The sequence below is a fragment of the Chloroflexota bacterium genome (assembly GCA_009840355.1).
Lineage (GTDB): Bacteria > Chloroflexota > Dehalococcoidia > Lucifugimonadales > JADFKI01 > Bin90.
Genome location: VXNZ01000025.1, coordinates 40732 through 65398 on the forward strand (window position 1 = coordinate 40732; position 24667 = coordinate 65398).

A 24667-nucleotide genomic window follows, 5' to 3' on the forward strand; every position below is an offset into this window, starting at 1 on the left:
GATGGATTCATGACTACAGAGACGGCAGACAGGGCTATCGAGATACTGCTAGTGGAAGATAACCCGGCGGATGTGCGGTTGACGGAAGAGGTAATCAAGGGCTCGGAGCACGCCACGAACATCACCGTGGCTGAGGACGGCGTTGTGGCAATGGAGATTCTGCGGGGCGAGGGCGAGCATAGCGGCGCCACGCGTCCCGACCTGATTCTTCTTGACCTGCGGCTGCCGCGCAAGGACGGACCCGAAGTACTCGCGGACATCAACTCGGACGAGAATCTAGTGAACATTCCGGTGATGATTCTGACCGGCACGGAGGCAGAGCAGAGCCTGCTGAACGCGTACAACATCCCGCCGAGCCGCTTTTGCCGCAAGCCCATCGAGTTGCAGCGGTTCAACAATGTGGTGACGCAGCTCAGCATGTTCAGCAGACAGCCGATCAGCCTCGGAGCGCCTGCGGGAGAGCAAGCATCGCAAGAGTCGGGTGGCAAGCGGCGCTGGTGGTGGCCGTTCGGCGGCAGCTAGGCTTCGCGCCGAATTCGCCATACGGAACAGTTAGAGTGATTCGAAATGACTACGATATATAGAAGGCCTGCGAGCCGACCGTTGGAGATTCTGCTGGTGGAAGACAATCCGGCGGATGTGCGACTAATCCAGTTGATACTGGAAGACGCTGAGTTCCATGTGAACTTCACGGTGGCGAACAACGGGCAAGAGGCGATGACAATACTCACGCGTGAAGGGGGATCTCCCGAAGCGCCGCGACCGGACATGATTCTGCTCGACCTGAACATGCCAGTCATGGATGGCAGGGAAGTCCTAGCCGCACTGGAAACAATGCCGGAATTGGGCAGGATTCCCGTCGTGGTCCTGACGACCTCGCAGTCGCAGGAAGACCTTGAGTACGCGTACAGCAAATGCATCAGCAGCTACATCACGAAGCCAGTAGATGTGTTCCAGTTCAACGCCAAAGTTCGGGACTTGCTGAACTACTGGACGAATGTGGCTGTGTTGCCAGACTAGGAGCGCAAGATTGTTGGCAGAGGCGATTAACGACGAAGGCGTGATGCGCCGCGTGTTGAAGCGCGGCGTGCACGATATTATCGTTGAGTCGGAGTTCGTGGAGCGGCTACAGGGCGGCAGACCGCTACGTCTGAAAATGGGCTTCGACCCGAGCGCGACCGACATTCACTTGGGGCACGCGGTAGGACTGCGCAAACTGCGGCAGCTGCAAGACCTGGGACACAAGGTTGTGCTAATCGTCGGAGACTGGACGGCGCAGATTGGCGACCCAAGCGGCAGGTCAGCGACGCGCCCGATGCTCACCGCCGAACAGGTGCGGGAGAACGCGGCGACATATATGGCTCAGTTCTTCAAGATTGTGGACCGCGACAGGACGGAAACGCGCTGGCAAAGCGAGTGGTTCGGCGAGTTCTCGCTGACGGATGTCATCGGACTGACCAGCCGGTTCACGGTGGCGCAATTCCTAGCGCGCGACGACTTCGCGAACCGTTTCAAAGCAAACCAGCCCATCGCCATCACCGAACTGTTATACCCGCTGCTTCAGGCTTACGACTCGGTGGCGATTGAGTCGGACGTAGAGTTCGGCGGCACTGACCAGATGTTTAACTTGCTGGTGGGTCGGGACTTACAGGGGATGGTAGGGCAGACACCACAACAGTGCTTCCTGATGCCGCTGCTGCCGGGTACCGACGGCGTGCAGAAGATGAGCAAGAGCCTCGGCAACTACATCGGCATCGACGAGCCGCCGGACGAAATCTACGGCAAAACGATGTCCCTGCCCGACGATCAGATCTTGCCGTATAGCGAATACTTGACCGACATAGCCGAAGACGAAATATCCGAGATGCGCACGGCGCTTGACGCCGGCTCCGTAAATCCTATGGAGTTGAAGAAGCGTCTGGCACGCGAACTGGTGGCTCAATTCCACGACGCGGATGCGGCGACTAATGCCGAGCACAAATTCGAGCGCACCGTGCAAGGCGGGCAAATGCCGGACGATATGCCGGAATTTGCATTGCCCACGCCTGACGCGCTCGCAGGAATGCGGCTTAGCCGTCTGCTAGTTGATGCCGGACTAGCGAGCAGCGCCGGAGAGGCGAGGCGGCTGATCAGCCAAGGCGCGGTGCAGATAGACGGCGAGCGTGTGAGCGAGGACACGGCGAGCGTGCTGACTGTCGGCTCAGTGTTACGCGTGGGACGCCGCAGGTATGTGCGAGTGGTGTAGAGATGGCAACATTATCCCACTTGGCTATACAAGAGACTGAGGCTCTTGGACTAGCAACGGCAAACAAAGCTCGTCCTTCGATAGGCTCAGGACGAACAGGGTCCAGCACCGAGCCATAGCTGCAAACTACGCCACCGCGCTGCCCGGATGGCCCGGGCTGCCGTAGAGTGGGCATCCTGCGCACGATGTGCCTGTGGCAGAGTTTCCGCAAGTTTCAGGACTGTACGATGGCTGCGGTGTTGTCTGCGCTAGACCTAGCCGCGCCGCCTGTTCGCTCTTGCGGGCTTGCTTCGCGCCTTCGCCGAATAGATCGAGCTTGAGCTGCCTTGCGCGCGGCGGGCGGTGCCCCGGGAAGCGCAGAAATGGCCAGGCGCGTTTGCGCACTACGCCCATGGTCTGCAAATCGCGCCAGTTGTCGATACTATGTGCCGAGCGATTGGCGATAATGCGATCAGCGGATGTGGGGCCTACGCCGGGAACGCGCAACAGCTGTTCCTTGTTCGCAGCGTTTACATCGAGCGGATATGCGTCGAGATTGTGCACAGCGATAGACTGCTTCGGGTCTTCGTCGTGCGGCAGGAAGCCGTCGGCGTCGTAGGCTAGGCGCATTTCGTCGTTTGTAAACTTGTACACGCGCTTGAGCCAGTCCGTCTGGTAGAGGCGATGCTCTCGAATCATCGGCGTCGCCGGATGTTCCGCCAATGGCGTATGTCGAATGGGCTGAAACGGCGCATAATACACGCGCTTGAAGTTCCATTCGCGGTAGAGTTGCTCCATGCGCTGGAAGATGTCCCAATCGGATTCGTTCGCAGCGCCGACGACCATTTGCGTGGCTTGCCCGATGGTCACGCCTCTTCCGTTGCCTCTATTGCGGCGCATCAGGTCCGCGACCCACTGCATCGGGTCGAGAATGTCGCGCTGCATGTCCTTCATCGTGCTGAGGCGCTGCATCATTTCCACAGTGGGCGTCTCGATGTTGACCGACAACCGTGTGCCTAGCCGGTACGCTTCTTCGACCAGCGGATAGTCCGTGCCGGGCATCACTTTCATGTGAATGTAGCCCTTAAAGCCGTGCTTGTTGCGAATGGCGTCCACGACCTTCAGCAGGCGTTCGGTCGTCTTCGATCCGCTGCCCGCAATGCCGGAGCTGAGAAATAGTCCATCGACCGTATGCCGGCGGCGCAGTTCTATGAAGGTGTTGGCGAGCTCATCGACCTTGAAGGCGAAGCGCTTGCGCGGCACCCAGTGGCTGTTCGGGCAATAGAAGCAGTCCATCATGCAGAAGTCGGTGAACATCACGCGCATTAGATTGATGAACTTTCCGTTGGGCATCGCAGCCTTGTAAACGCCGGGCACCGGATTGCGCCGCGCAGAAGTGTACGGTGCGGGCGTGTTCCTGCCGGGCGCGGTGGGCCGCGAGAGTATGTCGTCGCTTGCCATACCGCCGAGAATGTGCATCTTTTCGAATGTGTCCGGAGTGTGCTTGATTAACATCTGGCCTCACCTGTATAGAAAATATGTTCGCTTACATGATATTAGCACAGGCGAGCGAAATGTCAATGGAGAGACTGGCAGGATGTACGGTGTAGATGCGTTTGGGGAGTAGATTGCGGATTCGTGGTTCGACAAGCTCACCACGAACGGCTTGTTTCGCTAGAGGATTTGGCGGAGGCGGGTATCCCAGCGGTCGCGGAGCCAGTCGCCGATGAAGTTGAACGATAGGACTGTGAGGAAGATAGCGAGACCCGGGAAGAGCGCGACCCACCACGAATTGGAGAGGTAGTTGCGTCCATCGGCGACCATCGCCCCCCAGGCGGCCGTTGGCGGTGGCACGCCGGCGCCAAGGTAGCCGAGTATGGATTCGGCGAGGATGATGCCGCCTACTTGCAACGTGGTCGCCACGACGAGCGTGTTCATCACGCCGGGCAGGATGTGCCGGTATAGGATACGGAAGTTCGAGGCGCCCGCGACTTTGGCGAGCGCTACATAGTCGAGCGTCTTCAGTTGCAGCGTCTGCCCGCGTACAAGGCGCACGATTTCGGGCCAGCTCGCCAGCGCGAGCACGCCGATGATGACATAGATTTTCTGCCCTAGCACTACGACGATTATCAGCGCGAGCAGCAGGTATGGAATCGCGGAGGTGATGTCGGTGAGGCGCATTATGACTTCGTCTATGTACTTGCCGAAGTAGCCCGCGACTAAGCCAAGCGTAGCGCCGATAATCATGCCGATGGCGATGCTGATTGCCGCAAGTGTCAGCGAGACGCGCGCGCCGTGAATTATGCGCGTCAGCACATCCCTGCCAAGCGGATCCGCGCCGAGAATGTACTTGCCGCCCCTGCTGCAATAATCGCGATACGGCTTTTCTTCGCCAACGCACTGCGCGTACCAGAACGGCGCCGCCGTGCGGTCGCGCAAGTCTTGGCGATTGGGCAGGCTCGGTGAGATGTAGTCGGCGAATATGGCGCAGGCAACGAGCGTGCCAATTATGACGATGGGTATCAGAGGCCAGCGGCGCAGCACATACAGCGCGCGCCTCACTGTCGATGGGCGCATGCGCCGCTGCATATCGACGAATGCGGTGCTGGTGCGTGTAGTCATGAAATGGGAACTGACATGGATGCACAGGTTAAGCGGGATGGAGTGGCTGCGCAAAAGACAAGGGGCGGGTGATTTCCCGCCCCTCGGATAAGCGTTTGACTGCGATGCCGTGCGAACCGGGCTAGGTCGTGAATAGCACCGGATTGCGCAAGGGCGGCGCAATCTCTTGTTCGTTGAGCGCGTAGGCTTCCTTCTTGTATATCTGGATGCGGTGCGAACCGAAGTCGCAGACATACAGCTTGCCCTCATCGTCCGTGCGCACGGTTAGCGGCGCGCGGAAGCGCTTGGTGGCTTCTAGGTCAGCCATCTCGCGCAGGCGCAGTGTAACCGGGTTGGCAAGGATGTACTCGCGCGCCGAGCGCGACAGGTTCGCGTCGCCGATGAACTGCTCGACGAATCTGCCCTCGCTGTCGAAGAGCTGCACACGGTCGTTGCCCCAGTCGCAGACATATATGTCGCCGTCAGAATCAACGGTAACGCTGGTCGGGCGGTCGAACTCGCCCTTGTCGCCGCCGGGGGCGCCGATTTCCATCAGGAACTCGCCGTCGGGCGCGAACTTCTGCACGCGGTCGTTGCGCCAGTCGGCTACATAGATGTCGCCTTCGTCGTCAACGGTCAGGCCCCAGGGCATGTTCAGCTGCCCCTTGCCATCGCCGAACTCGCCGAACTGCGAGATGAACTCGCCTTCCCGGCTGTAAGTCTGAATGCGGTGATTGAGCGTGTCGGACAGGACGATGTTGCCGTCGTCGTCGAACGCCAATCCGGTCGGGCGGTTGAACTGCCCCGCGCCGTCGCCCTGCTCGCCCCAGCTATTCAGGAGCGTGCCTTCTCTGTCCAGCACGAAGACCTTGTTGTGCGCCTCGTCCGAGACATACAGCAGTTCGTCTTCGTCGCAGAGCAAGCCGGAGGGCCACTGGAATGTGCCGCCGCCGATGACGCCAAGATTGTCGTCCGCCCAGTTGATGCGCCGAATGTCCGTGCCGAGTCCGCCACGGCACAGGATGTAGATGCGGTCTTCCTTGCCGAACGCGATGTCAACAGCATTGGATGTTACGCGGCGCATGCCGAGCGTCATGTAATAGGGAAAGCCCGACCTGAGCAATGCGTATGGTCTGGCCATAATTTGCACCTCGCTGGAGTTTTCAGTTTGTCGGTATTTCAGTTAGTCAATCTTTCAGCATAGTGAATCTACTTTGAGTCGGTCCTGTGCTATGCCGCAGTGGATTCCTGCTTTCGTGCCGACGAACCGACTAACTGCCAGACCGACTAACTCTTTTTACTTGAATGGGGTAATCTGCTCGTACTTACCGTTCACGATGTCGGGGGAGTCGATGCCCATCCACTGCTCGAGCATCGTTGCGTAGATGCCGCGGAAGTCGATGGTGTGCTCCAGGTCTTCGCCCTTCGCCCAGTCCTTGGAATCGAGGGACGGGTACTCGGAGTACAGACCGCCCTTGACCGGCTCGCCGATAATGAACGCGCCGCCGCCCGAACCGTGGTCCGTGCCGCTGCCGTTGTCCTTGATGCGTCTGCCGAATTCGGTGAAGACTAGCATCACCACATTGTCCGCCGCGTCGTGCTCGTTCAGGTCATCGAAGAAGTCACGGATTGCGCCGGACAGGTCTTGCAGCAGTTTCGGATGCGTTGGATTCTCGTTGGCGTGCGTATCGTAGCCGCCGTGGCTGGTGTAGAAGATGCGCGTGCCAAGCCCGGTCGTGTGCACCCGTGCGATGTCGCGAAGGCTGTTAGCGATCGCGTTGTCGCCGTATTCTACCGTGGAGCTGTACTGCGCGGGGGCAGCTTTCAGCCTGTCCGCGCCGCGAAGCACATCCATGCCGGTACGCGACAGGTATTCCATAACGGGACCGGTGCCTATCGCTTGGGCGTACATGTCCTTGAAGATTTGCAGCGCCTGGTCGCGCTGTTCGTCCTCGCCGATGCCGGTCATCAGACCGTAGCTATCGAGATCGTTGACGGAAGTCACCGGAACGCCCGGCACTGCCATCGCGCGCGGCAGACCGACGCCGAAGTTGATGCCTGTAAGTTCATCTTCGCCCTTGGGGTCGAGTTCGCGGAGCGCCTTGCCGACCCAGCCCTCTGTTACGACCTTGTCCGGCTCACAAGTGTGCCAGATGTCCATTCCTCGGAAGTGGGAGCGGTTGGAGTTCGGGTAGCCGATGCCCTGCACTACCGCAACCTTGCCCTCTTCGAACATTTCCTTGATTGGGCGCGCGTTGGGGTTGAAGGCGAGGTCGTCGTTGATAGGCAGCACATCCTCGCGCTCGATCTTGACCAGCTTGCGGTTGTCGTAGTAGGTCGGGCTGTTGTACGGGATGAGCGTGTGCATGAAGTCGTTTCCGCCGGAGAGCTGCACTACGACCATGACCGGGTCTTTTCCGTTACCATTGGCTGGCATCTCAATGCCTCCTTATGCTTGCTTGCCTGTAGATGTCAACGAAAAGTGTATCTATGTTCAGTGTACTAGGCGAACTGGTACTCGCGGGTGGACACGATGAGCTGCAGCATTCTGCCGATGTGCGTGGCGCTGTCATTTGCCTCGCCTTCGGTGTCGAATGCGAGGGGCCCGGCCGCCTCCGCGTAACGCAGCAAGCCTTCGCGGGTTGCGTCGTCAACGGCAACATGACCGGCGAGTTCGAGCGACATTTCGACGAACTGCTCCGGCGCCAGCTTGCCGTCTTCGCTGCCATCGCCCATACGGGAAACGATGTCCTGCACGCCGGGCTTTGACAGGTCATTGAGCTGGTTGACCGCAAAGTTGATGCGCTCGTTAAGCGTGCCGCCGTCAATCCACTCGTGTCCCGTGTGCCAGCCTTCGACCGTTGGCGGGTTCATCAGCTGTTGCCCCATCACGCCGGTCGCAGCGCTGAGCGCGCCGATATTCTCGTTCGGTTGCGGGAACTTGTAAGTGCCGACCAGTTTGATAGTGCCAGCGACGAGTTCGGACGGGCTCTTCACCTTCTTGAACATCGCTTCCTTGAAGAACGCTGAGTTGAAGAGCGTCTGCAGGATGGGGCGAATTTCGCCGTTGTTCTCGAAGTAGGCGCTGATGAGGATTTCCATCGCCTCAGGGTCGCGCGGCGGCTCGAGTTCCCATGCGGGTACCTGCGGCTCGTCCGCGACGAAGAAGTTGTAGATGTGGCGGCAGATAAACGCTGCCGTGGCGGGCTGACGCACGATAATGTCGATAATATCCTCGCCGTTGAAGTTGCCAGTCTCGCCCAAGAAGGTCTTCTCGGATTCGTCGTGGTCTTCGGGAACATAGAGGAACTCGGCGTCGTAGCTGCCGAAGGGATACAGCGGTATGGGCTGAGTGAATGTCCAGCCGGTAAATGCGCGAGACGCGTTCTTGATGTCCTCTTCGGAGTAGTGCCCGACGCCCATGGAGAACAGCTCGAGCAATTCCCTGCCCCAGTTCTCGTTGGGCTCGCCGCGGTGGTTTTCGCAGTTGTCCAGCCAATAGTTCATCGCCGGGTCTTTCGCGAGCTCGAGCAGAATTGTCCGCATATCAGTCAAGCCGACTTCGCGGAATGTCTCGATCTGGCGGACGATGGACGGCACGTGCTCGCCCTTGTACCAAGCAGTGGCAAATACGTGGTGCCAGAGCAGCGCCATCTTCTCCTGAAGTGGCCGCTCCGAGTTGACCATGCGGTAAATCCAGCGTCCGGTGTGCGCGGGCAAAGAGTCCGTGTAGCTCAGTTCGAGGTTGTATCTCTTCCAGATGTCCTCTTCAAGCTCCGGAAAGCGTTCCGGATTCACGAGGTCATCGACGACCGCCTCGTAGCCCTTCTCTCCCAATTCGTCCAGCTCCGCCCGTGAGGCGCCGAAACCTGCGCGGCGCATCAGGTGGGCAATCTGGGCAACATCATTAGCCATTCTCGCTCCCTCCTTAAGAAGTGAGTAGTTTTCAGTCGAATTGATACTCTAATTCGTGGTTAAACACCTTACATGCCGTGTACGGGTATCTTCACATTATACATCAGTGTGTATTTTACATCACACGGGAAAGGCGCACAACAGGCAGCGACTTCGCGTTATATCGCAGGGGTGTTCCATTCTCAGGGTCAGCCGAGGCTCCAGACAGGTTTTACATGGGAGCGTAAGGCAAAACACGTCCCGCACTATCTGCCCACGACATTTGCGGTAGGTTATGTATAAGTGTATAGATGTGGTAAAGTTCTCCGAGTGTTGTCTCCAAGAGTGATAAGTTGGCGAGTAAACAGTCGGGAACGCAGAACAGCCCAACGGTATGAACTGAGGAGGCTTGTCCTCCGATTGTCGCATTGCTGGTCGGATTTCAGGGTGCCGCGCTCGTACTTGCGCCGACGGTGCTGAACGTGGCGATCGCGGTTCGATCTTCGGGGCTGGGCGACACCCACTTAACATGGAGCGTCTTCGCGGCAATGTTGATATGTGCGGCAATCACGGCGTTGCAAGCGTTCCGACTACAGCGATTCGGCCGGGCACCTCGTGCTCGCATGGCCCGCTGCAATGTTCATTGCCGTCATGGTGTCTTCAATCTCTGCGGCTGGGCCCGGAATGTTCGCGACACTGATGGTGGTTTGCAGCTTAATTCAGGTCGCGCTCGCTTGGTGGTTGCCAATCCTACGGCGAATAATCACGCCGGTCGTCTCCGGCACGGTGACAATCCTGATCGCTGTCAGCGTGCTGCCCATAGCCTTCGATACCATTCAGGATCTACCCAGCAATGCTCCATCTATGGCAGGGCCGGCGATTGCGGGAATGACCTTGCTGGTATCGGTGATTGTGACTTTGCGCGTGAGCGGGCGCTGGCGCCTGGTAGCGCCGTTCATCAGCATCCTTAGCATCCTTGCCGGATGCGCTGTCGCTGTCGCATTCGGCGTTGTCGAAACAGACCGAATAGCCAAAGCCAGTTGGTTTGGCATCCCCGAGATGCCCGCGCTTAGTTTCGAACTCACGCCGGGCAAGGAGTTCTGGGCTCTCTTGCCTTCGTTCGAGATTCTGACCTTAGTATTGGGTATCAAGACTATCAGCGACGGTGTGGTGATCCAGCAAGGCTCCCGGCAACTGCCACGAGCGATCGACTTCCGTCGGGTACAGGGCATGGTCAGCGTCAATGGCATTGGATTGGGATGTTGCTCGCCGGCATCGCCGGCACGCTGCCCACAATGGCAAACGCCTCATACAGTCTCTACCTGATTAGCCTCACCGGAGTCGCCGCCCGTCGTGTCGGCATTGTGGTGGGGATTGTCATTGTGGCGCTGGCATTCTTCTCGAAGTTTACTGCCATCTTGCTAACTGTCCCCGGTCCCGTGTTGGGCGCTTACCTAATTCTCGCCATGGGAATGCTCTTCGTCAGCGGCTTGGCAGACTATCTTACGCGACGGACTCGACTCCAGGCGTATATTGGTGGTCGCGCTCGCGAGCGCACTGGGCTTGGGCATCCAAGGCCATCCCGTCACGCGGGACATTTTTGGTGATGAACTAGGCGCGTTACTCGGTAGTGGAGTTACCGTCGGGGCTATCGTTGCCATCGGCATGACGCTACTGTTCGAAGCGACGAGTACACGCCACTCGCGCCTACAGACTACACTGAGCATGACTTCGCTCCCAGACATTGATGAATTTCTTACCCAGTTGGCATCTAGGCTGGGATGGAACGAAACCTCCACATTACGGTTGCGGTCCGCCGGCGAAGAAACGCTCGCCAGCCTACAGCTGCAAGAGGACGACTCTGGCGGCTCGGAGCAAAGGCGCCTAGTCATCAACGCAAGGCCGCAAGGAACGATGCTGGAGTTGGAATTCATCGCCACAATGCGTCAGGAGAACATCGAAGATCAGTTGGCTTATCTTGCCGACGAAGAGGCAGTGCCAACAGTCGATGATCTTTCGCTCAGGCTATTGCGATACCATTCCTCCGCTGTACGACATCAGAAATTCCATGGCGTGGACATCGTTACGGTGCAGGTCGAGGGCAGATTATAATTCAAAGCCTGCCGGGCAGAATGCACTCAGGTCTGAATTGGCTTCGTGGCCGAAATTGGGGGATTTCCCGGACAGGCTTGTTCGCACGGGACTGACTGCTTCGCAAGTTCTATGAATAGCATGGCGAGACCTCCGAACAGACCGATTTACAACACTTCCAATCATGCGACGCTCTCGCCTTCTTCGATCCTTCGTCTATTCCAACACTTTCTTCAACGACGCCGATGGTCTCATCAAGTTGACATTGCGCGGGCGATTAGAATAATATGACCTGAATTCTGGAATGGGTGCAATGTTTCACAAATTTCTTAGAAGTTAGGGACATTTGGACACCTATAAAAAATTGGAGGGACGAGAAATGACACAAGGCAAGAATGGAAGGTTCTTGTGGCTACTGCCTTTGGCGGCGCTGGTCGCTTTTGCCGCGATTGCTTGCGGTGGCGCAGCGCCCGCGCCCGAGGCACCCGAGCAGCAGCCTGCCGCACAGGCCCCAGCTCCTGCGGCTCCAGCGCAAACAGCGCCGACCGCAGCGCCTGCGCCGGCACAAGAAGCCCCCGCAGCAGCATCCGGCGAAGGCGCCACTCTAACAGTGGTGCTGGACAATGTCGGGTCTCCCCTTTATCGGAACGAGAAGGCGACATGGCCCGACAATATGATGAACTACTACTACGGCTTCCAAGAACTGCTGGTTACATGGGAGCCTAACACTGCCGGCGACGGCGGCAAGGGCAAGGTGTCCGACGAGACCTGCGAAGCGCCTATGCTGGCGCTGAGCTGGGAGTACGACCTTCCTCCGAACTTCGACGACCCCGAAAATCAGGGGTCGGTCTCGGTTAAGTTGCGCGAAGGCGTGGACTTCTATGTTGCCTCGGGCAGGCACTCGGAATTCACCGCCGAGGACGCGGCATGGTCGTTCAACGACGCCGGTTCCAACAACCCCGCCGCCACGCACTCCAATGCGGGCGAGGCGGGCGACTGGTTCAAGCTCTGGGAAGCGACCGACAAGTACACGCTGAAGGGCACCTTCCGCAACTACATCGCCGACTGGCTTAACGGCGGTGGCGCAGGCATCAGCAGCATGTGCGGCGATGCTATTGGCGTCGTGTCGAAGACGCTCTACGACGAAATCGGCGACGAAATCTTGACGACCCCGCACGGCACGGGTCCTTTCTATGTGCAGGAGTGGCGTCCCAACGAGCTTATCGAGGCGACTTCGCGCGTTGACCACTGGAACAACAACCCGAACTTCGCGTTCTTGAAGTTGCGGCAGGCAAGCGAGGCGGCACAGCGCACCGCTCTGCTCCAGACCGGGCAGGCAGACATATCCATGGTGTCTATCCAGGATGTAGCGGACTTGCAGAACGAAGGCTTCAAGTTCCACGACGGGCTGAACCAGATTCTCGGTCAGTTCATCTACATGGCGGGCAACTACTGGTCGTACAAAGACCCGCAGACAGGCGACCCTGTAGAACTTCGCGAGGGCTTTTACCCTGACGATGAGCATCCATGGATTGGCGACCCGCGTATAGAGTGCGCGGACGCCGACCGCTCGAACCCATCAGGTGCACTCGGCTCCGGCTGCGACGCCACCGGCTTCGACTACCAGGACACCGACAAGTTCTCTTACGAGACGGAGCACATGATGAAGGCGAAAGCCTTCCGCGAGGCTCTGATATATGCGATAGACCGCGACCTCATCGGCGAGACGATTGTTTCCGGTTACGGTGGCGCAATCTACGGCACGGGACATGGCGGCGGCATCGCCTTCCACCAGACGCATCCCGAGTATAAGGACAAGTGGGCAGCTCAGTTCGACCCGACAATCGCACAGCAAAAGCTGGCGGAGTCGGGTGTGGAGCCCGGATTCGAATTCGAGTACTACTGTCCGGCGGGCAACGGCACATCCATCGAGGTCTGCCAGGCTGTCGTAGGCATGTGGGAAGAGCATCTTGGCTTGAAGCCTTACATCGACAACACGGCATACTCGTCGCGTCGCCCGACAATGGTCGGACGCTCAATCAAGTCCGTGTGGCAGACGAGCTGGGGTCCTAACAGCGCGCAGGCGAAAGACCCGGGCGGAACCATTCCGGTCTGCTGCTTGTGGCCCATCGCTTCGGCGGGCGGCTATAACGCGGGCATCGAGGACAACAACTTCTACAACGACTTCGACATCACTCGCATTCAGGATAAAGGCTCCGACGAGAACCTTTCTACGCGCGAGGAAATCATGGACCGCTGGTTCGACTTGAAGACCGGCACCGGCATCGTGGAAGTGCCGACTCTCATCGGCATGAACCCCGACACCGTGCAGGACTGGGACCTCAAGCCGTGGCGCTTGACCAACAGCTTCGATACTGTGGTCTATCAGCCGCCTCAGTAGTCAAAGGCAATTGAAGCGCCCATTCCGGACTAATCCGGGTGGGCGCGCTTTCCACATCATATCGACCTAACTCGCGCCGCTCATAAGACCACAAGGCACGGCGGCGCTTATTTACTCAAACCCCAGAGTAAGGACACTATGCCCCAATGAAGACCTTCGTGCTTCGCAGGCTGTTCTTTACGATACTGTCCGTGATTGCGGCGACGCTGATAGTGTTCAGCATGTCGCGGCTTCAGGGCGATCCGCGCTATCTCTTTCTGGCGTCCGGCTACACCACGCAAGAGCAGTGGGACGCCTGGGGCAGAGAGTTTGGCTTGGACAAGCCGCTGGTCATGCAGTACTTCATCTGGCTGGGTAAAGCGTTGACCGGAGACTTCGGCAAGTCCTTGAAGTCAGGCTACGAATCCACGGAGATGCTGAGGATATTCGCGCCTGCGAGCTTGCAGTTAGGGCTTGCGGCGTGGGTGTTCGTGCTGATTACGGGGGTGCCGCTAGGCGTGCTCTCCGCGGTTAAACGCGGCTCTTTATGGGATCTGGTCGGAAGAACCTTCGCGGTGTTCGGGCAGGCGCTCCCCCCATTCTGGCTGGGCATTATGCTAATTCTCATATTCGCCGTTCAATTAGAATGGCTGCCGCCCGGAACACGTGGGGACGACGACGAAACATTGCTATCACGCTTGAGATACTTCGTGTTGCCCTCGATAACATTGGGCTGGCTTGCCTCCGCCGGACTAATGCGCCTAGTGCGCTCGTCCATGCTGGAAGTGTTGGACTCCGAGTTTGTAAAGTTGGCACGCGCCAAGGGCGTGGGCAACGCCACGCTAATCTGGAAGCATGCGCTGAAGAACTCGCTTATTCCGCCTCTCACATTCTCGGCGCTAATAATGGCGGCATTTATCGCAGGCACAGTCGTAACCGAAACGGTCTTCGCCTGGCCCGGCCTCGGCTTCATGACGGTGCAGGCAATCATCAACAATGACTTCCCGGTGATGACCACAGCGGTGATGATGTTCACTATCCTATATGTGATGACCGTCTTCATCGTGGATATACTCTACGCATTCATCGACCCGAGAATTCGGTACTCCTAGACTAGGAGCGGCAAATACGATGGCACAAGCAGCGGCGGTAAACCTGGAGAGCATCGAGCGCGCCAATCAGCAGACCTTGATAAGCAAGGTTCTGTATGTGTTGCGTCGCTGGCCGGTGTTCCCCATCTTCATCATCGTAACTCTGGTGGTTTCCGCCGTCTTTGCGCCTATCATCGCGCCGAACGAACCTATCAAGCAGGACTTACGCGCCAAAACGGACGCGCCCTTCTGGTATGAGACTTGCGGCACGAAGCAGAATCCGATAAACAACACTGAGGTTCCCGAGGTGCCGTGGTTGGACAAGTGCCGTCAGACCGGCGAGAACTTCTACTTGCTGGGCGCGGACGCGCTCGGTCGCGGGCTGCTGACGCGCATCATATATGGCGCGCGTGTGTCGCTCGTGCTCGCCGCGGTCGCAATTATCGTGGGAACTCTCGTAGGCACGGTTCTGGGCTTGTCTGCCGGCTATTTCGGCGGCGTCCTCGACGAGCTGATAATGCGCCTGACGGATGTCGCGACGGCTATACCGTACCTGCTGCTCGCGCTGATTATCGTGATTGTGCTTGGGCAGAAAGTGCTAATCAACGGCGATGTGATAGTGTTGGTACTGGCATTGGCGAGCTGGCCCGGCATCGTGCGCCTCGTGCGCGGGCAGACGCTTCAGCTCAAGAGCCTGGACTATGTGGCATTAGCGCAGATTGCGGGCGCGTCCACATTCCGCATAATGTACCGCCATATCCTGCCGGGCGTAACAAATACCATCGTAGTGGCGACAACGCTTCAGGTGGGCAGCATCATTTTGGCGGAGTCTATACTCAGCTTCCTGGGCGCAGGCGTTCCGCCGCCGACGCCGACATGGGGTTCAATGGTCGCTGACGGACGCGACTACCTCAGCTCTGCCTGGTGGGTGGCGTTCTTCCCCGGCATGGCGATATTCCTGACCGTGCTGGCGTTCAACTTCATCGGCGACTGGCTGCGCGACCGATGGGACCCGCGGCTGCGGCAGCTGTAAACAACAGCGCACATCGTCGGAAATCAGCCCGCCTTCAATTGGGAGGGAAGACAGGCTAGACTTCCGGACATAGGCGTTACGAAAAGGTGTGTGTCATTAGCACCGCCTTTTCTGGGTTGAGATATGTCAGTCCTGTCAGGCTTGACAATCTCAATATTATCAATTATAAGTTCACGCAAGACGCTGCGATTGTTCCACACATCATACGCATAAACCTCTCCCACACAGTGTTGGCAATTAGAGCACATGCCGTTTGTGCGGTGAGCCATCCTGTTACATGCAGTAGAATAATCGTGAATATATTTAGGAGGACGAAGCAAAGATGCGGATTAGTCTTACACGAGCATTGTGCATTAGTTTCGCTCTGGCTGCGCTGATGGCGTTTGCCATTGCATGCGGAGGCGCAGCGCCCGACGCTGCTCCGGCGGCGCAGGTGCAGGCGACGGCGACATTCCCGCCGACCGTCGTGCCTCCCTCGATTCCAACCGCGGCACCGGCAGCCGCAGCGCCCGCGGCGCCCGCAGCCGCAATGGCTGACGGGGATGTCGTCAGGGGCGGTCATCTGCGAGTCATCAATGCGACATTCCCGCCGAAGTGGGACTTCTCGCAGACTAGCACCTGGATCTCACTCTTCCACTATGGCGGCAGAATGTACAGCGGCTTGCTCCAGTTCTCGCCGCGCGACGGCATCGAGATTTGGCCCGACATGGCTGAGACATGGGAAGTCACAAACGACTCAAAGACGTTTACCTTCCATATTGACGAGGACTTGACCCAGTGGAATGACGGAACTCCATTCGACGTCGATCACATCATCTATGCGATTGACAGGTGGCGCAATCCACCAGAGGGAATCATTCAGCCTCGCGTGGGCGCTTTCGCGCTAATCGACACGATGAACAAGGTTGACGACAACACGCTAGAGATCAACCTCAAGGATTCCTTTGGCGACTTTATCGCTGAGTCTGCTAACCAGTGGCATTCTCTGATTCCTCAGCATATCCTTGAAGCCAATGAGAACACGATCAATAAGTGGCAAGACGTAATCGGCACCGGACCATACAAGATTACCGACGCTGAGGACCAGGTCTCAGTTTCTTCTGAAAGAAACCCCGATTACTTCAGAGACGCGCCAGATGGATCCCCTTACCCTTACTTGGACAATGTTACTTCCATCGTAATTATTGAGCCACAGGCGCAGATAGCCGCGATTCGAACGAAGCAGGCAGACGCTACGAAGCCGACATTTAGCCTGAGCCACGTCGAGTACAAGAATCTTCTCGACGACAACCCCGGACAGGCAACTTTCAAAGTGGAGCCGTTCGTGGACGTAGCGGCAATTCAGCTCAACAACCAGAAGCCTCCATTTGACAATGTTGATGCTCGCAGGGCCGTGTTCTATGGATTCTACAAGCAAGGCGTCATTGATGGTGAAGGTGCGGAGAACCCAGTGTTCCCAATAAGCTGGTTCAGCTATGTTTTCCCTGACCAGCAGGAGATACTGGACACCATACCCGGATACAAGCCGGAGAACCGAGAGGCAGAGCTTGCGATGGCGAAGGACTTCGCCGAGAAAGGCGGTCTGACGGAGTTCGAGGTCATTGCCGTGACCGCACGCACGCACCATGGAGAGTTGCTGCAGGCAGACATGCAGGAAATCGGAGTTGATGTCACGATTCGCGTTCAGGACTGGACGGCAATGATCGCGACGGTCGAGGGCAGGAACTACGAAGCGGCGACCGGCGGTACAGCTCCCAGCTACGGCGGAGTGGTTCCGGTTGCGGACATCATGTACAGTCCAGGCGGTGGACGTAACGGAGGTTGGGACCCGCCGGCTAATTACATGGAAGCGTGGAACTCCGCGCGGACACTTCCTGCAGGGCAGGAGCGCGATGAACTCTTCGGCGAAATGCACAGGATTATGAAAGACGAGTGGGTGCCCAGTGTGCCTTATATGGCGGCTAACCAGAACAAGTTCCATTGGAACTATGTACACGGCTGGGACCTCGTAGTGCAGGAAATCTTCAGTAACAATAAGTTTGAGGATGTGTGGCTGGATTGCGACGCACCGAACCCGAGCTCCAGTTGTTAGTAAAATTACAACGATAGCAATAGAGTCATCCACATCCCGACCGGAACGAATGCCCGTCGGGATGTGGGCTAGCATGGATATTTAGCTCTGACCTGCAGCGAAGGCTTGTGATATGTGGAAATACATAATACGCCGGTTGATGCTCATCATACCCACGGTGTTCCTGTCAGGCACGCTGGTGTTTTTCATGTTGCGCGTGCTTCCGGGTGATATCGTCAGCACGCTGACATCAGAGGGCGGCGCCACTCCGGAAACGAAGGCGAAGTTGCGGGAAGAGTTGGGGCTGAACAACCCAATAATCGTTCAGTATGCACACTGGCTGTGCGGAAATTGCGTCATACTGCGCGGCATTGGTTACCCTCCGCCTGATCTTGGCCGCGGGGAAGGGGAAGTGGGTTCATCTGCCGACGCCACCATAGGAGGCGTCATAAGTGGAGACTTCGGATACTCAAATTATCAGGACAGATATGTAGGCCAAATCGTCAAGGACAAAATGGAGGCCACAGTAACACTGGCAATTCTTGCAATGATATTCTCATTGTTGCTCGCCTTCCCATTAGGTATCTTATCGGCAATTACTAGAGGAAGTTGGTGGGACCAGAGCATAAGGATATTTACAGCGCTCTCATTAGCCGTTCCATCATTCTGGCTTGGCATCCTGCTCATCATATTCGCATCGCGGGTATTTAACTGGAGCCCGCCGTTGAACTACACTCCATTCTTTACGGATCCGGGCAGAAATCTGGCGCAGCTATTCCTGCCCGTCATCGCAACCGGGCTGACTTCGGCAGCGGTGCTGAGCAGGCTGGTCCGTTCGATGATGCTGGAAGTGCTGCGCGAAGACTATGTGCGTACTGCCCGCGCTAAGGGACTGCGTGAATTCATCGTGGTCGCGCGGCATACGGTTCGCAACGCCAGCATCCCGGTGCTGACAATGGCGGGCTATCACTTCGGCTTCATCATCTCCGGCGTGGTAGTCATCGAGTTCGTATTCTCCATACCGGGACTGGGACAGCAGGTTCTGTTCTCAATCCTCGCGCGAGACTACGATATGGTTGTCGGCATCGTCGTCATCCTGACAATAATACTCGCCGCATGGATACTGGTGGTTGACTTATTCTACTCGGTAGTCGATCCACGAATCAGATACTCGTAGCGCAGAATCAGCGTCAGGCGCTCGACTTTCCATTGAAGGAGTTTCCGACATTATGAGCCAAGCAGGATTAAGCTTCCCAACAACCGAAGCTTCTGCCCAGAGCCTGTCACGAAGGGCAGGAACCGCCGTCGGTAGATTCTGGAGTCGATACCCGGCAGCGTCCGTAGCGTTAGTGGTACTCGCTATTGTGCTGGTATCGACGCTATTCTCCAATTTCGTCGCGCCTTTCGACCCATACGAGCGACAAGGCGTCCGATTCGCGGAGCCGTTTTCACCGTCTAAGGACGGGCGTATACACATACTCGGCACGGACAGGATAACTCGTGACCTTTTCAGCCGCCTGCTACACGGGGGCAAGGTATCTCTAGTCGTTGGGTTGGTCGCTCCAACTCTTGGCATCACAGTGGGAGCGCTGTTTGGAATTACCGGCGCGTATTTCGGCGGCATTACGGACCTCATAATCCAGCGCCTGACGGACACCTTAATGGCCATACCCAGTATCATATTGGCTATGGCAATCATCATTCCGTTTGAACTCGAGGGGGAGTTGAACCTAATCTTCTTCGATATTGACTTAGCTGTGTTCTTGGTAATTGTCGCATTATCAATCGCAATATCCCCTTACGCCTCTCGATTACTGCGCTCTCACGCGCTGGTGCTACGTAACATGCAGTATGTGGAGGCGGCGCGCGCGATCGGCTCTTCAAACTTGCGGATAATTCTGCGCCACCTGGTTCCTAACTCGTGGGCGCCGTGGATTGTGATGCTAGCAGTAAATGTGGGCAACGCCATCGTGATCGAAGCATCCCTCAGCTACCTCGGCGTTGGGATTTCACCGCCTACGCCGTCATGGGGCAATCTGCTGACGGGTGCGGCGAACTACTTCGCGGACAACCCGCACTTGGTTTATGCGCCAGGGCTGATGATTACTATCGTGGTGCTTTGCTCGAATATCTTTGGGGATGCGCTGCGGGATATGCTCGATCCAAGGCTGCGCGGGGCTGACTAGGATCGCGGCGCTTATACTTTAATATCGCCTTTCAGGCCAAATTACTTATGCATGCATTCTTGAAGTGGTCCGCCGTCGCACTGGTTGTGGCGGCGGCTCCTTTTGCGCTCGCCTGCCAACGCAACGACGACGCAACCATAGAACCCGCCCCCGTCCCGGATGTCATACTTCCGTTCGTGAATGTTACGCAGGACGCGCTGAAAGGACTCAAGGAGTCATGGAATATCCGGCCGGGCGTGGTGGTATTCGACTATGATCGCGATGGCGATATGGACTTTTATGTGTCGAACGCCTATGAATTCGGCAATTGGCTGTATCGCAACAACGGCGACGGCACATTCGAGAATGTCGCGGATGATGCCGGCGCTGCCCTGCGACAGTCTCACGGTACAGGCGTTGTCGCCTGCGACGTGAACAACGACGGCTTTCAGGACATATATGTCGGCGCGCAGGGTAGCCTTACGGACAGGCTGGACTATCGCTCGCAGCCCGAAGGCAGGCAGAATATCGATCGACTGCTGCTGAATATGCGCGACGGCACATTCAGCGACATCACGGAAGCGGCGTTCGGCGATGCTGCCAACGCGCGCACGGCGATGAGCGCGACTTGCGCCGATGTCGATCGCGACGGCTGGGTGGACATCTATGTCGGCAATCTCGCGGAGGACGATTTCCGGGGCATGAGCGTGCCGTTCCAGAACGGGCAGTACAATGTGCTGTTTCGCAACAACGGCGACCTGACATTCACAGACATCAGCGAGAGTTCGGGCGTGCACGGGCAGCAGGTCTGGATGCGCGAGGGCGACGGCGAGCCGGTGCTGTACAAGGATGCCGAAACCGGGGACGAGTACGAAGGCTACGACCCCAATCTGCGCGACGACCTCGGCAGTCGCGTGGGCGATCCAAGCGGGCAGACTCAGGCGGTAACTTTTTTCGACTACGACAGCGACGGCGATTCCGACTTGTGGGTGGCGAATGACGGCGACAGGCTGCACGTGCTGCGTAACGACTCGTCGCCCGGAAATGTGCGCTTCACGAATGTGGCACGCGTCATGGGCGTGGATCAGGTAGGCGCGTGGATGGGCTTCGCCATCGGCGACTACGACGGCGACGCGGACCTGGACATCTTCGTGTCGAATGTCGGCTTTCATCCGCGCCTTGCCGCGCCGCCGGACACGCCGATGCCGTTCTGCGCGTACCACGAGCGCTTCGCCTGGGGCACTTGCCTGCACTATCTGCTGCGCAACGACGGTGTGCGCGATGTACCCGGCGCAGGAAGAATCGGCGCGTTCCACGATGTCGCGCCATCGGTCGCGGTAACGCCGAGCCCGCTGATGCCACCCGATTCGCTTGATCCCGCCAACATTCACCCGGATCAAGTCGTACCAACAGGATTGAGCGCATACGACTTCGCGTTCGGCACGACATTCTTCGATTACGACAACGACGGCGACGAAGACCTGTACTGGCTCGGTTCGACGGTGGACAGAGGTGAAGCGCCGGGCGGCGAAGTGTTCCCATCGGCAGGAAGGATGATGCGCAATGTTGGCGGCGCGTTCGAGGACATCACGGTGCGCGCGCAGCTTGTCGATGTGCAGCGCGCGCGTTACGACAAGATTGACCCTGCCGACCCGAAGAAGAATGCAGGGCTGCACCGCATTGACCCAATGTTTCACGAGAACGGCAAGGGCGTGGCGCACGGCGACCTTAACGGCGACGGTTACCTTGACCTGATTGGCACGAACAGCAAGGGCAGCCTGTGGGAGGACTCGCGGCAGGTGTCGTTCAGCGAGGCGGGCGGACCGATATTCGTGTGGATGAATCCGGGCGGCAACAACCGTTGGATTGCGCTGCGCCTCAAGGGCAGGATGGCAATCGACGGCACGGGCAGCAACGCCGACGGCATCGGCGCGCGCGTGTACGTCAGCGCGGGCGGGATGACACAGGTGCAAGAGGTTCGTGCCGGTTCGAGCTACCTATCTATGGACAGCGTGGAGCTGGAGTTTGGGCTGGGACGCTCCAACAGCGTTGACTGGATCGAGGTACACTGGCCAAGTGGTCGCACGCAGATGCTTGAAGATGTTGACGCCAACCAAGTGCTGGAAATAGTGGAGCCGGCACAGTAGTTTATCGCCGGCGAATATCTCAATTCACTGCGTTGTAACGCCATATTCAGACCGCCCTACGCCGCTGAATCACTCGGTCAACCCTACTGTGCCAAGCGTGTTATTGTCTCGAAGTGGAGATCGGAAGACGTGCCGTTGGTGGGCTGCCAACCGATTAGGGTTTGCTTGACAGCGTAGGTGTCGTGCCGCCAGAAGATCGGGATTGCCCAGAACTCGGCGTATGTCTTGCGGTTCAACGCCTGCAGGGTCAGATTGCGCTCGTCGTCGTTGACGGCGGCTTGTATCTGGTTGAGCATCGCGTCCGCAACGTCGGGCGCGTAGTAGGTCAGCATCGCGCCGTCCGCGCCGCTCATGTAGCGCCGGACACTGTTGATGTCGCCTCCGGGCCGCGACGGCTGCGCGCCATGTAGCACCGGCGCAGGCGCAAAATCGTCGAAGAGCTGCGGTCGGGGCATGAATAGTGGTTGCACTGCGGGCCACTCCGTCGGCACGACTTCCGCATTGATGCCGACTTCGCGCCAGTCTTCAACAATCATCTCATTGATGAGCGGCATTTCAGATAGACCGTAGGCGACGAGGGAGATTAGCTTCACTGTCTCGCCCGCGTATCCGGATTGCGCCAATTGCGCTCGCGCTTCGTCCGGGTCGTATGGATATGTCGGCAGGTCTTCAATGTAGCCGGGCGAAACCGGAGTGAAGAGCGCCGAACCCGTCGCCACGCTTGCGGCTTCCGGCGGGTACGCAGATGCGACAATCTCCGGCATGTTCACGCCGATTGCGAGCGCCTTGCGGAACTCTAGGCTGGATGTCAGGAAGTCGGTGTCGTAGCTCATGAAGAAGCGCAGCGCGGTGGACACTACATGCTTTGGACCGTCGATCCTGTAATCATTCTCTCTGACGTGCTCGAATGCGTCCGTGCCGATTGGCGCGATGTCAACGCTGCCAGCCTCTAACAGCGCGATTCGTTGTGGCTCTTCCGGCACCAGCGTGATGTCAAGCGTGTCGAACGGCGAGATGCGCTCGGCGTTCCAATATACCGCGTTGGATTCAAAGTGAACGGATTCGCCGAGCGATTTTGAGCCGTAGAGCCAGGGACCGCTGCCAATCGGCGCGGTGTTCAGCGCGGAAGGATTGTCGCCCAGTACATGCGCGGGCAGCAGGGGCATGTCGCCCTCCACCGGCGCGAGCAAGCCCACAAACACCACATCGGGGCTGGCGAGGCGCAGCGTAACATTACGGTTGTCCACCACATCCACGCCTGCGACGGTGGTCTTCACGTTGCCGCACACGCCGCATGTCGCGTCCTCGCGGAAGTAATACTCGAGGCTGGTGCGCACATCCTCCGCGATGACAGGCTTGCCGTCGTGCCACTGCGCGTTCTCGCGGATAGTGAGCGTGAACGCATCGGCGGTCGGGCTTACCTCCCAATCGCTTATCAGCCCAAACCGGGTGTCCAGCCTGCCTTCGCCGTTAACGCCGGCTAGGTGATCGTAAAGATGCCCGTGATATTTCAATCCATCCTGATTATCCAGCGACGGGTCAAGGGTCTCCGCGCTGAACGATGACAGCGCCACACGCAATCCGCCGCTGGTGTTAGGTGTCAATCCCAAGTCGAAAAATGTGTACGCGAGAGCGACCACGATAGCGGCTACAACCACCAGCGCGGCTACGATGATAAGCAAAAGTCTGTTCGTCATGCGCCTTCAATCTCAGTTGATTTAGATTCTTTTGGATACGAAATCGGCATAATTGGCATCCTGAAATAGATAAGAGTTGCCTGATTACCCTGCCCTATTCCGCGCCTATCCCGCGGGCTTCATTCCAGCGGGTTTCATTGGCAGCACTGTAATGGAGTCGCCCTGAAAGTTGGCGACCCACATGGTATCACTAATTTGCAATAGCGCGTGAGGTCCTCTCCCGACTTCGAGCGTATCAAGCAATGTGCCGTCCATGTCCAAGCGCGTAACGGTGTTGTCCAGAAAGTTGGCGACCCAGATGCTGTCCGCGGCGTGAACCACGGCGGTTGGCCATCTGCCGACGGGGTATTCGCCCAGCACTGCGCCGTCGTCGCTGAGCTTGACCACGCTATTCTTGGACGCGACCGTGACCCAGATAGACTCTCCGTCAAATTCGATCGCAGTGCCTCCCCCGCCCCAAGCTTCGGAGCGTCCTTTGGGCCATTCTGCGACCTTGAACGAGCCGGTCAGATCGCCCGCCTTGTCCAGCCGGTCAACCATCGTGCTGCCCATGCTCGCGACCCAAACTTCGCCGCCGTCGTGCGTAATCGCCCATGGCGACGGGTGATAACCAGGAATGCGAACCGTCCGCGCAGCAGTGCCATCCAAGCCGACTTTCGTGACCGAATTGCCCCAGGACGCCGCCACCCAGACGCTCTCACCATCAAAGGTCATCGCGGCGGGCGATGTGTCCGGAGTACCAATGCTCACAGTATCGATGACTTCGCCGTCCATGTTCAATTTCAGGATGGAGTTTACCGCGCTCCTCCCGACCCACATATGCTCGCCGTCAAATGCGAGCGCGCGGGGATAATCTTCGATGGGAAAGTCAACGACATTCTGCCCGTCGATGGTGTACTTCGAGACCTTCAGCGCGCCGAAGAACGCCACCCAGACGTGCTCGCCATCGAACGCCATAAAGCGCGGTCCTTGCTCGGTTTCGATGGTCTGCGGCACTGATTGCGCGCCTTCGCCTACGAAGAACATACCGCAGCCGGTAAAGGCGAATAGCGCTAACACCGATATGGCGCATAGTGCGGCAGAGTTCAATCGCACCATCATCCCCGTTATGAGCGAAGTTGTGTACGATTGCGTCAATGCGAAGTAGGAGTTGGGAATGAAATAAAGACTTGCTTGCACGGAATTGACGGTAACATGTGGGCATTGGGAGCGTCAATGTCAGAGATGTGTCGTCGTTTTCGCCTGATTCAAGATGCTGCTGCAAATGTCCATT

Annotated in this window: 20 protein-coding genes; 13 read left to right on the forward strand and 7 right to left on the reverse strand. The window is 57.9% G+C overall.

Translation table 11 applies throughout. The annotated features are described in order from the left end of the window. The first annotated feature begins 9 nt into the window (after positions 1-9). The 3 genes from F4X57_07170 to F4X57_07180 are packed head-to-tail and all read left to right on the forward strand — an operon-like array spanning position 10 to position 2245. Positions 10-522 carry a response regulator gene (locus F4X57_07170; protein ID MYC06936.1) on the forward strand — a complete coding sequence of 171 codons (513 nt, stop codon included), beginning with the start codon at positions 10-12 and terminating at the stop codon, positions 520-522. Positions 523-567: 45 nt separating this feature from the next. Continuing rightward, on the forward strand, positions 568-1020 hold the full coding sequence (locus tag F4X57_07175; protein ID MYC06937.1) for a response regulator: 453 nt from the start codon (positions 568-570) through the stop codon (positions 1018-1020). Between the two features lie 43 nt (positions 1021-1063). Next, positions 1064-2245: a tyrosine--tRNA ligase gene (locus F4X57_07180; GenBank protein MYC06938.1), complete on the forward strand. Its 1182-nt coding sequence runs from the start codon at positions 1064-1066 to the stop codon at positions 2243-2245. A gap of 126 nt (positions 2246-2371) precedes the next feature. On the opposite strand, the gene F4X57_07185 is transcribed toward F4X57_07180, so the two are convergent. The 5 genes from F4X57_07185 to F4X57_07205 all read right to left on the reverse strand — a co-directional run bounded on the left by F4X57_07185 (position 2372) and on the right by F4X57_07205 (position 8740). Further along, complete coding sequence (locus F4X57_07185) at positions 2372-3739, reverse strand: putative DNA modification/repair radical SAM protein (GenBank protein MYC06939.1); 1368 nt, start codon at positions 3737-3739, stop codon at positions 2372-2374. Positions 3740-3898: 159 nt separating this feature from the next. Further along, entirely contained in the window at positions 3899-5095 is a 1197-nt protein-coding gene (locus F4X57_07190) for an ABC transporter permease (GenBank protein MYC06940.1), read from the reverse strand. Continuing rightward, positions 4968-5966: a 6-bladed beta-propeller gene (locus tag F4X57_07195; protein MYC06941.1), complete on the reverse strand. Its 999-nt coding sequence runs from the start codon at positions 5964-5966 to the stop codon at positions 4968-4970. Before F4X57_07195 ends, F4X57_07190 begins: the two co-directional genes overlap by 128 nt. Positions 5967-6122: 156 nt before the next feature. After that, positions 6123-7262 (reverse strand): DUF1501 domain-containing protein, encoded by a 1140-nt coding sequence (locus tag F4X57_07200; GenBank protein MYC06942.1) that lies wholly within the window; start codon positions 7260-7262, stop codon positions 6123-6125. 65 nt (positions 7263-7327) lie between these two features. After that, positions 7328-8740: a DUF1800 domain-containing protein gene (locus tag F4X57_07205; GenBank protein MYC06943.1), complete on the reverse strand. Its 1413-nt coding sequence runs from the start codon at positions 8738-8740 to the stop codon at positions 7328-7330. Positions 8741-9403: 663 nt separating this feature from the next. Between F4X57_07205 and F4X57_07210 the strand changes: the two genes are divergently transcribed. The 10 genes from F4X57_07210 (at position 9404) to F4X57_07255 (ending at position 21697) form a co-directional block, all read left to right on the forward strand. Beyond that, on the forward strand, positions 9404-10045 hold the full coding sequence (locus F4X57_07210) for a hypothetical protein (GenBank protein ID MYC06944.1): 642 nt from the start codon (positions 9404-9406) through the stop codon (positions 10043-10045). After that, positions 9979-10326: a hypothetical protein gene (locus F4X57_07215; protein ID MYC06945.1), complete on the forward strand. Its 348-nt coding sequence runs from the start codon at positions 9979-9981 to the stop codon at positions 10324-10326. Before F4X57_07210 ends, F4X57_07215 begins: the two co-directional genes overlap by 67 nt. Beyond that, positions 10283-10831 (forward strand): hypothetical protein, encoded by a 549-nt coding sequence (locus tag F4X57_07220; GenBank protein ID MYC06946.1) that lies wholly within the window; start codon positions 10283-10285, stop codon positions 10829-10831. Before F4X57_07215 ends, F4X57_07220 begins: the two co-directional genes overlap by 44 nt. Positions 10832-11189: 358 nt before the next feature. Then, the gene (locus F4X57_07225; GenBank protein ID MYC06947.1) at positions 11190-13211 is read left to right on the forward strand and encodes a hypothetical protein; all 2022 of its coding nucleotides are present in this window, start codon (positions 11190-11192) and stop codon (positions 13209-13211) included. 146 nt (positions 13212-13357) lie between these two features. After that, the gene (locus tag F4X57_07230) at positions 13358-14302 is read left to right on the forward strand and encodes an ABC transporter permease (GenBank protein MYC06948.1); all 945 of its coding nucleotides are present in this window, start codon (positions 13358-13360) and stop codon (positions 14300-14302) included. 19 nt (positions 14303-14321) lie between these two features. Further along, positions 14322-15314 carry an ABC transporter permease gene (locus tag F4X57_07235; GenBank protein ID MYC06949.1) on the forward strand — a complete coding sequence of 331 codons (993 nt, stop codon included), beginning with the start codon at positions 14322-14324 and terminating at the stop codon, positions 15312-15314. A gap of 322 nt (positions 15315-15636) precedes the next feature. Then, the gene (locus tag F4X57_07240) at positions 15637-17406 is read left to right on the forward strand and encodes an ABC transporter substrate-binding protein (GenBank protein MYC06950.1); all 1770 of its coding nucleotides are present in this window, start codon (positions 15637-15639) and stop codon (positions 17404-17406) included. A 112-nt stretch (positions 17407-17518) separates the two neighbouring features. Next, the gene (locus F4X57_07245) at positions 17519-18562 is read left to right on the forward strand and encodes an ABC transporter permease (protein MYC06951.1); all 1044 of its coding nucleotides are present in this window, start codon (positions 17519-17521) and stop codon (positions 18560-18562) included. A gap of 52 nt (positions 18563-18614) precedes the next feature. Beyond that, entirely contained in the window at positions 18615-19571 is a 957-nt protein-coding gene (locus F4X57_07250; GenBank protein ID MYC06952.1) for an ABC transporter permease, read from the forward strand. Positions 19572-19618: 47 nt separating this feature from the next. Further along, the gene (locus F4X57_07255; GenBank protein ID MYC06953.1) at positions 19619-21697 is read left to right on the forward strand and encodes a CRTAC1 family protein; all 2079 of its coding nucleotides are present in this window, start codon (positions 19619-19621) and stop codon (positions 21695-21697) included. Positions 21698-21780: 83 nt separating this feature from the next. On the opposite strand, the gene F4X57_07260 is transcribed toward F4X57_07255, so the two are convergent. Then, a complete protein-coding gene (locus F4X57_07260; protein MYC06954.1) occupies positions 21781-23394 on the reverse strand; it encodes an ABC transporter substrate-binding protein in 1614 nt (537 codons plus the stop codon). A 105-nt stretch (positions 23395-23499) separates the two neighbouring features. Then, positions 23500-24483 (reverse strand): hypothetical protein, encoded by a 984-nt coding sequence (locus tag F4X57_07265; GenBank protein ID MYC06955.1) that lies wholly within the window; start codon positions 24481-24483, stop codon positions 23500-23502. Positions 24484-24667 lie beyond the last annotated feature (184 nt).

Excerpts from the sequence above, each read along its gene's own strand:
- F4X57_07250 (MYC06952.1), top strand. The coding sequence starts at position 18,615 with ATGAGCCAAGCAGGATTAAGCTTCCCAACAACCGAAGCTTCTGCCCAG.
- F4X57_07175 (MYC06937.1), top strand. The coding sequence starts at position 568 with ATGACTACGATATATAGAAGGCCTGCGAGCCGACCGTTGGAGATTCTG.
- F4X57_07245 (MYC06951.1), top strand. The coding sequence starts at position 17,519 with ATGTGGAAATACATAATACGCCGGTTGATGCTCATCATACCCACGGTG.
- F4X57_07230 (MYC06948.1), top strand. The coding sequence starts at position 13,358 with ATGAAGACCTTCGTGCTTCGCAGGCTGTTCTTTACGATACTGTCCGTG.
- F4X57_07185 (MYC06939.1), bottom strand. The coding sequence starts at position 3,739 with ATGTTAATCAAGCACACTCCGGACACATTCGAAAAGATGCACATTCTC.
- F4X57_07225 (MYC06947.1), top strand. The coding sequence starts at position 11,190 with ATGACACAAGGCAAGAATGGAAGGTTCTTGTGGCTACTGCCTTTGGCG.
- F4X57_07180 (MYC06938.1), top strand. The coding sequence starts at position 1,064 with ATGCGCCGCGTGTTGAAGCGCGGCGTGCACGATATTATCGTTGAGTCG.
- F4X57_07170 (MYC06936.1), top strand. The coding sequence starts at position 10 with ATGACTACAGAGACGGCAGACAGGGCTATCGAGATACTGCTAGTGGAA.
- F4X57_07240 (MYC06950.1), top strand. The coding sequence starts at position 15,637 with ATGCGGATTAGTCTTACACGAGCATTGTGCATTAGTTTCGCTCTGGCT.
- F4X57_07255 (MYC06953.1), top strand. The coding sequence starts at position 19,619 with ATGCATGCATTCTTGAAGTGGTCCGCCGTCGCACTGGTTGTGGCGGCG.
- F4X57_07210 (MYC06944.1), top strand. The coding sequence starts at position 9,404 with ATGTTCGCGACACTGATGGTGGTTTGCAGCTTAATTCAGGTCGCGCTC.
- F4X57_07200 (MYC06942.1), bottom strand. The coding sequence starts at position 7,262 with ATGCCAGCCAATGGTAACGGAAAAGACCCGGTCATGGTCGTAGTGCAG.
- F4X57_07205 (MYC06943.1), bottom strand. The coding sequence starts at position 8,740 with ATGGCTAATGATGTTGCCCAGATTGCCCACCTGATGCGCCGCGCAGGT.
- F4X57_07235 (MYC06949.1), top strand. The coding sequence starts at position 14,322 with ATGGCACAAGCAGCGGCGGTAAACCTGGAGAGCATCGAGCGCGCCAAT.
- F4X57_07215 (MYC06945.1), top strand. The coding sequence starts at position 9,979 with ATGTTGCTCGCCGGCATCGCCGGCACGCTGCCCACAATGGCAAACGCC.
- F4X57_07190 (MYC06940.1), bottom strand. The coding sequence starts at position 5,095 with ATGAGGGCAAGCTGTATGTCTGCGACTTCGGTTCGCACCGCATCCAGA.
- F4X57_07260 (MYC06954.1), bottom strand. The coding sequence starts at position 23,394 with ATGACGAACAGACTTTTGCTTATCATCGTAGCCGCGCTGGTGGTTGTA.
- F4X57_07195 (MYC06941.1), bottom strand. The coding sequence starts at position 5,966 with ATGGCCAGACCATACGCATTGCTCAGGTCGGGCTTTCCCTATTACATG.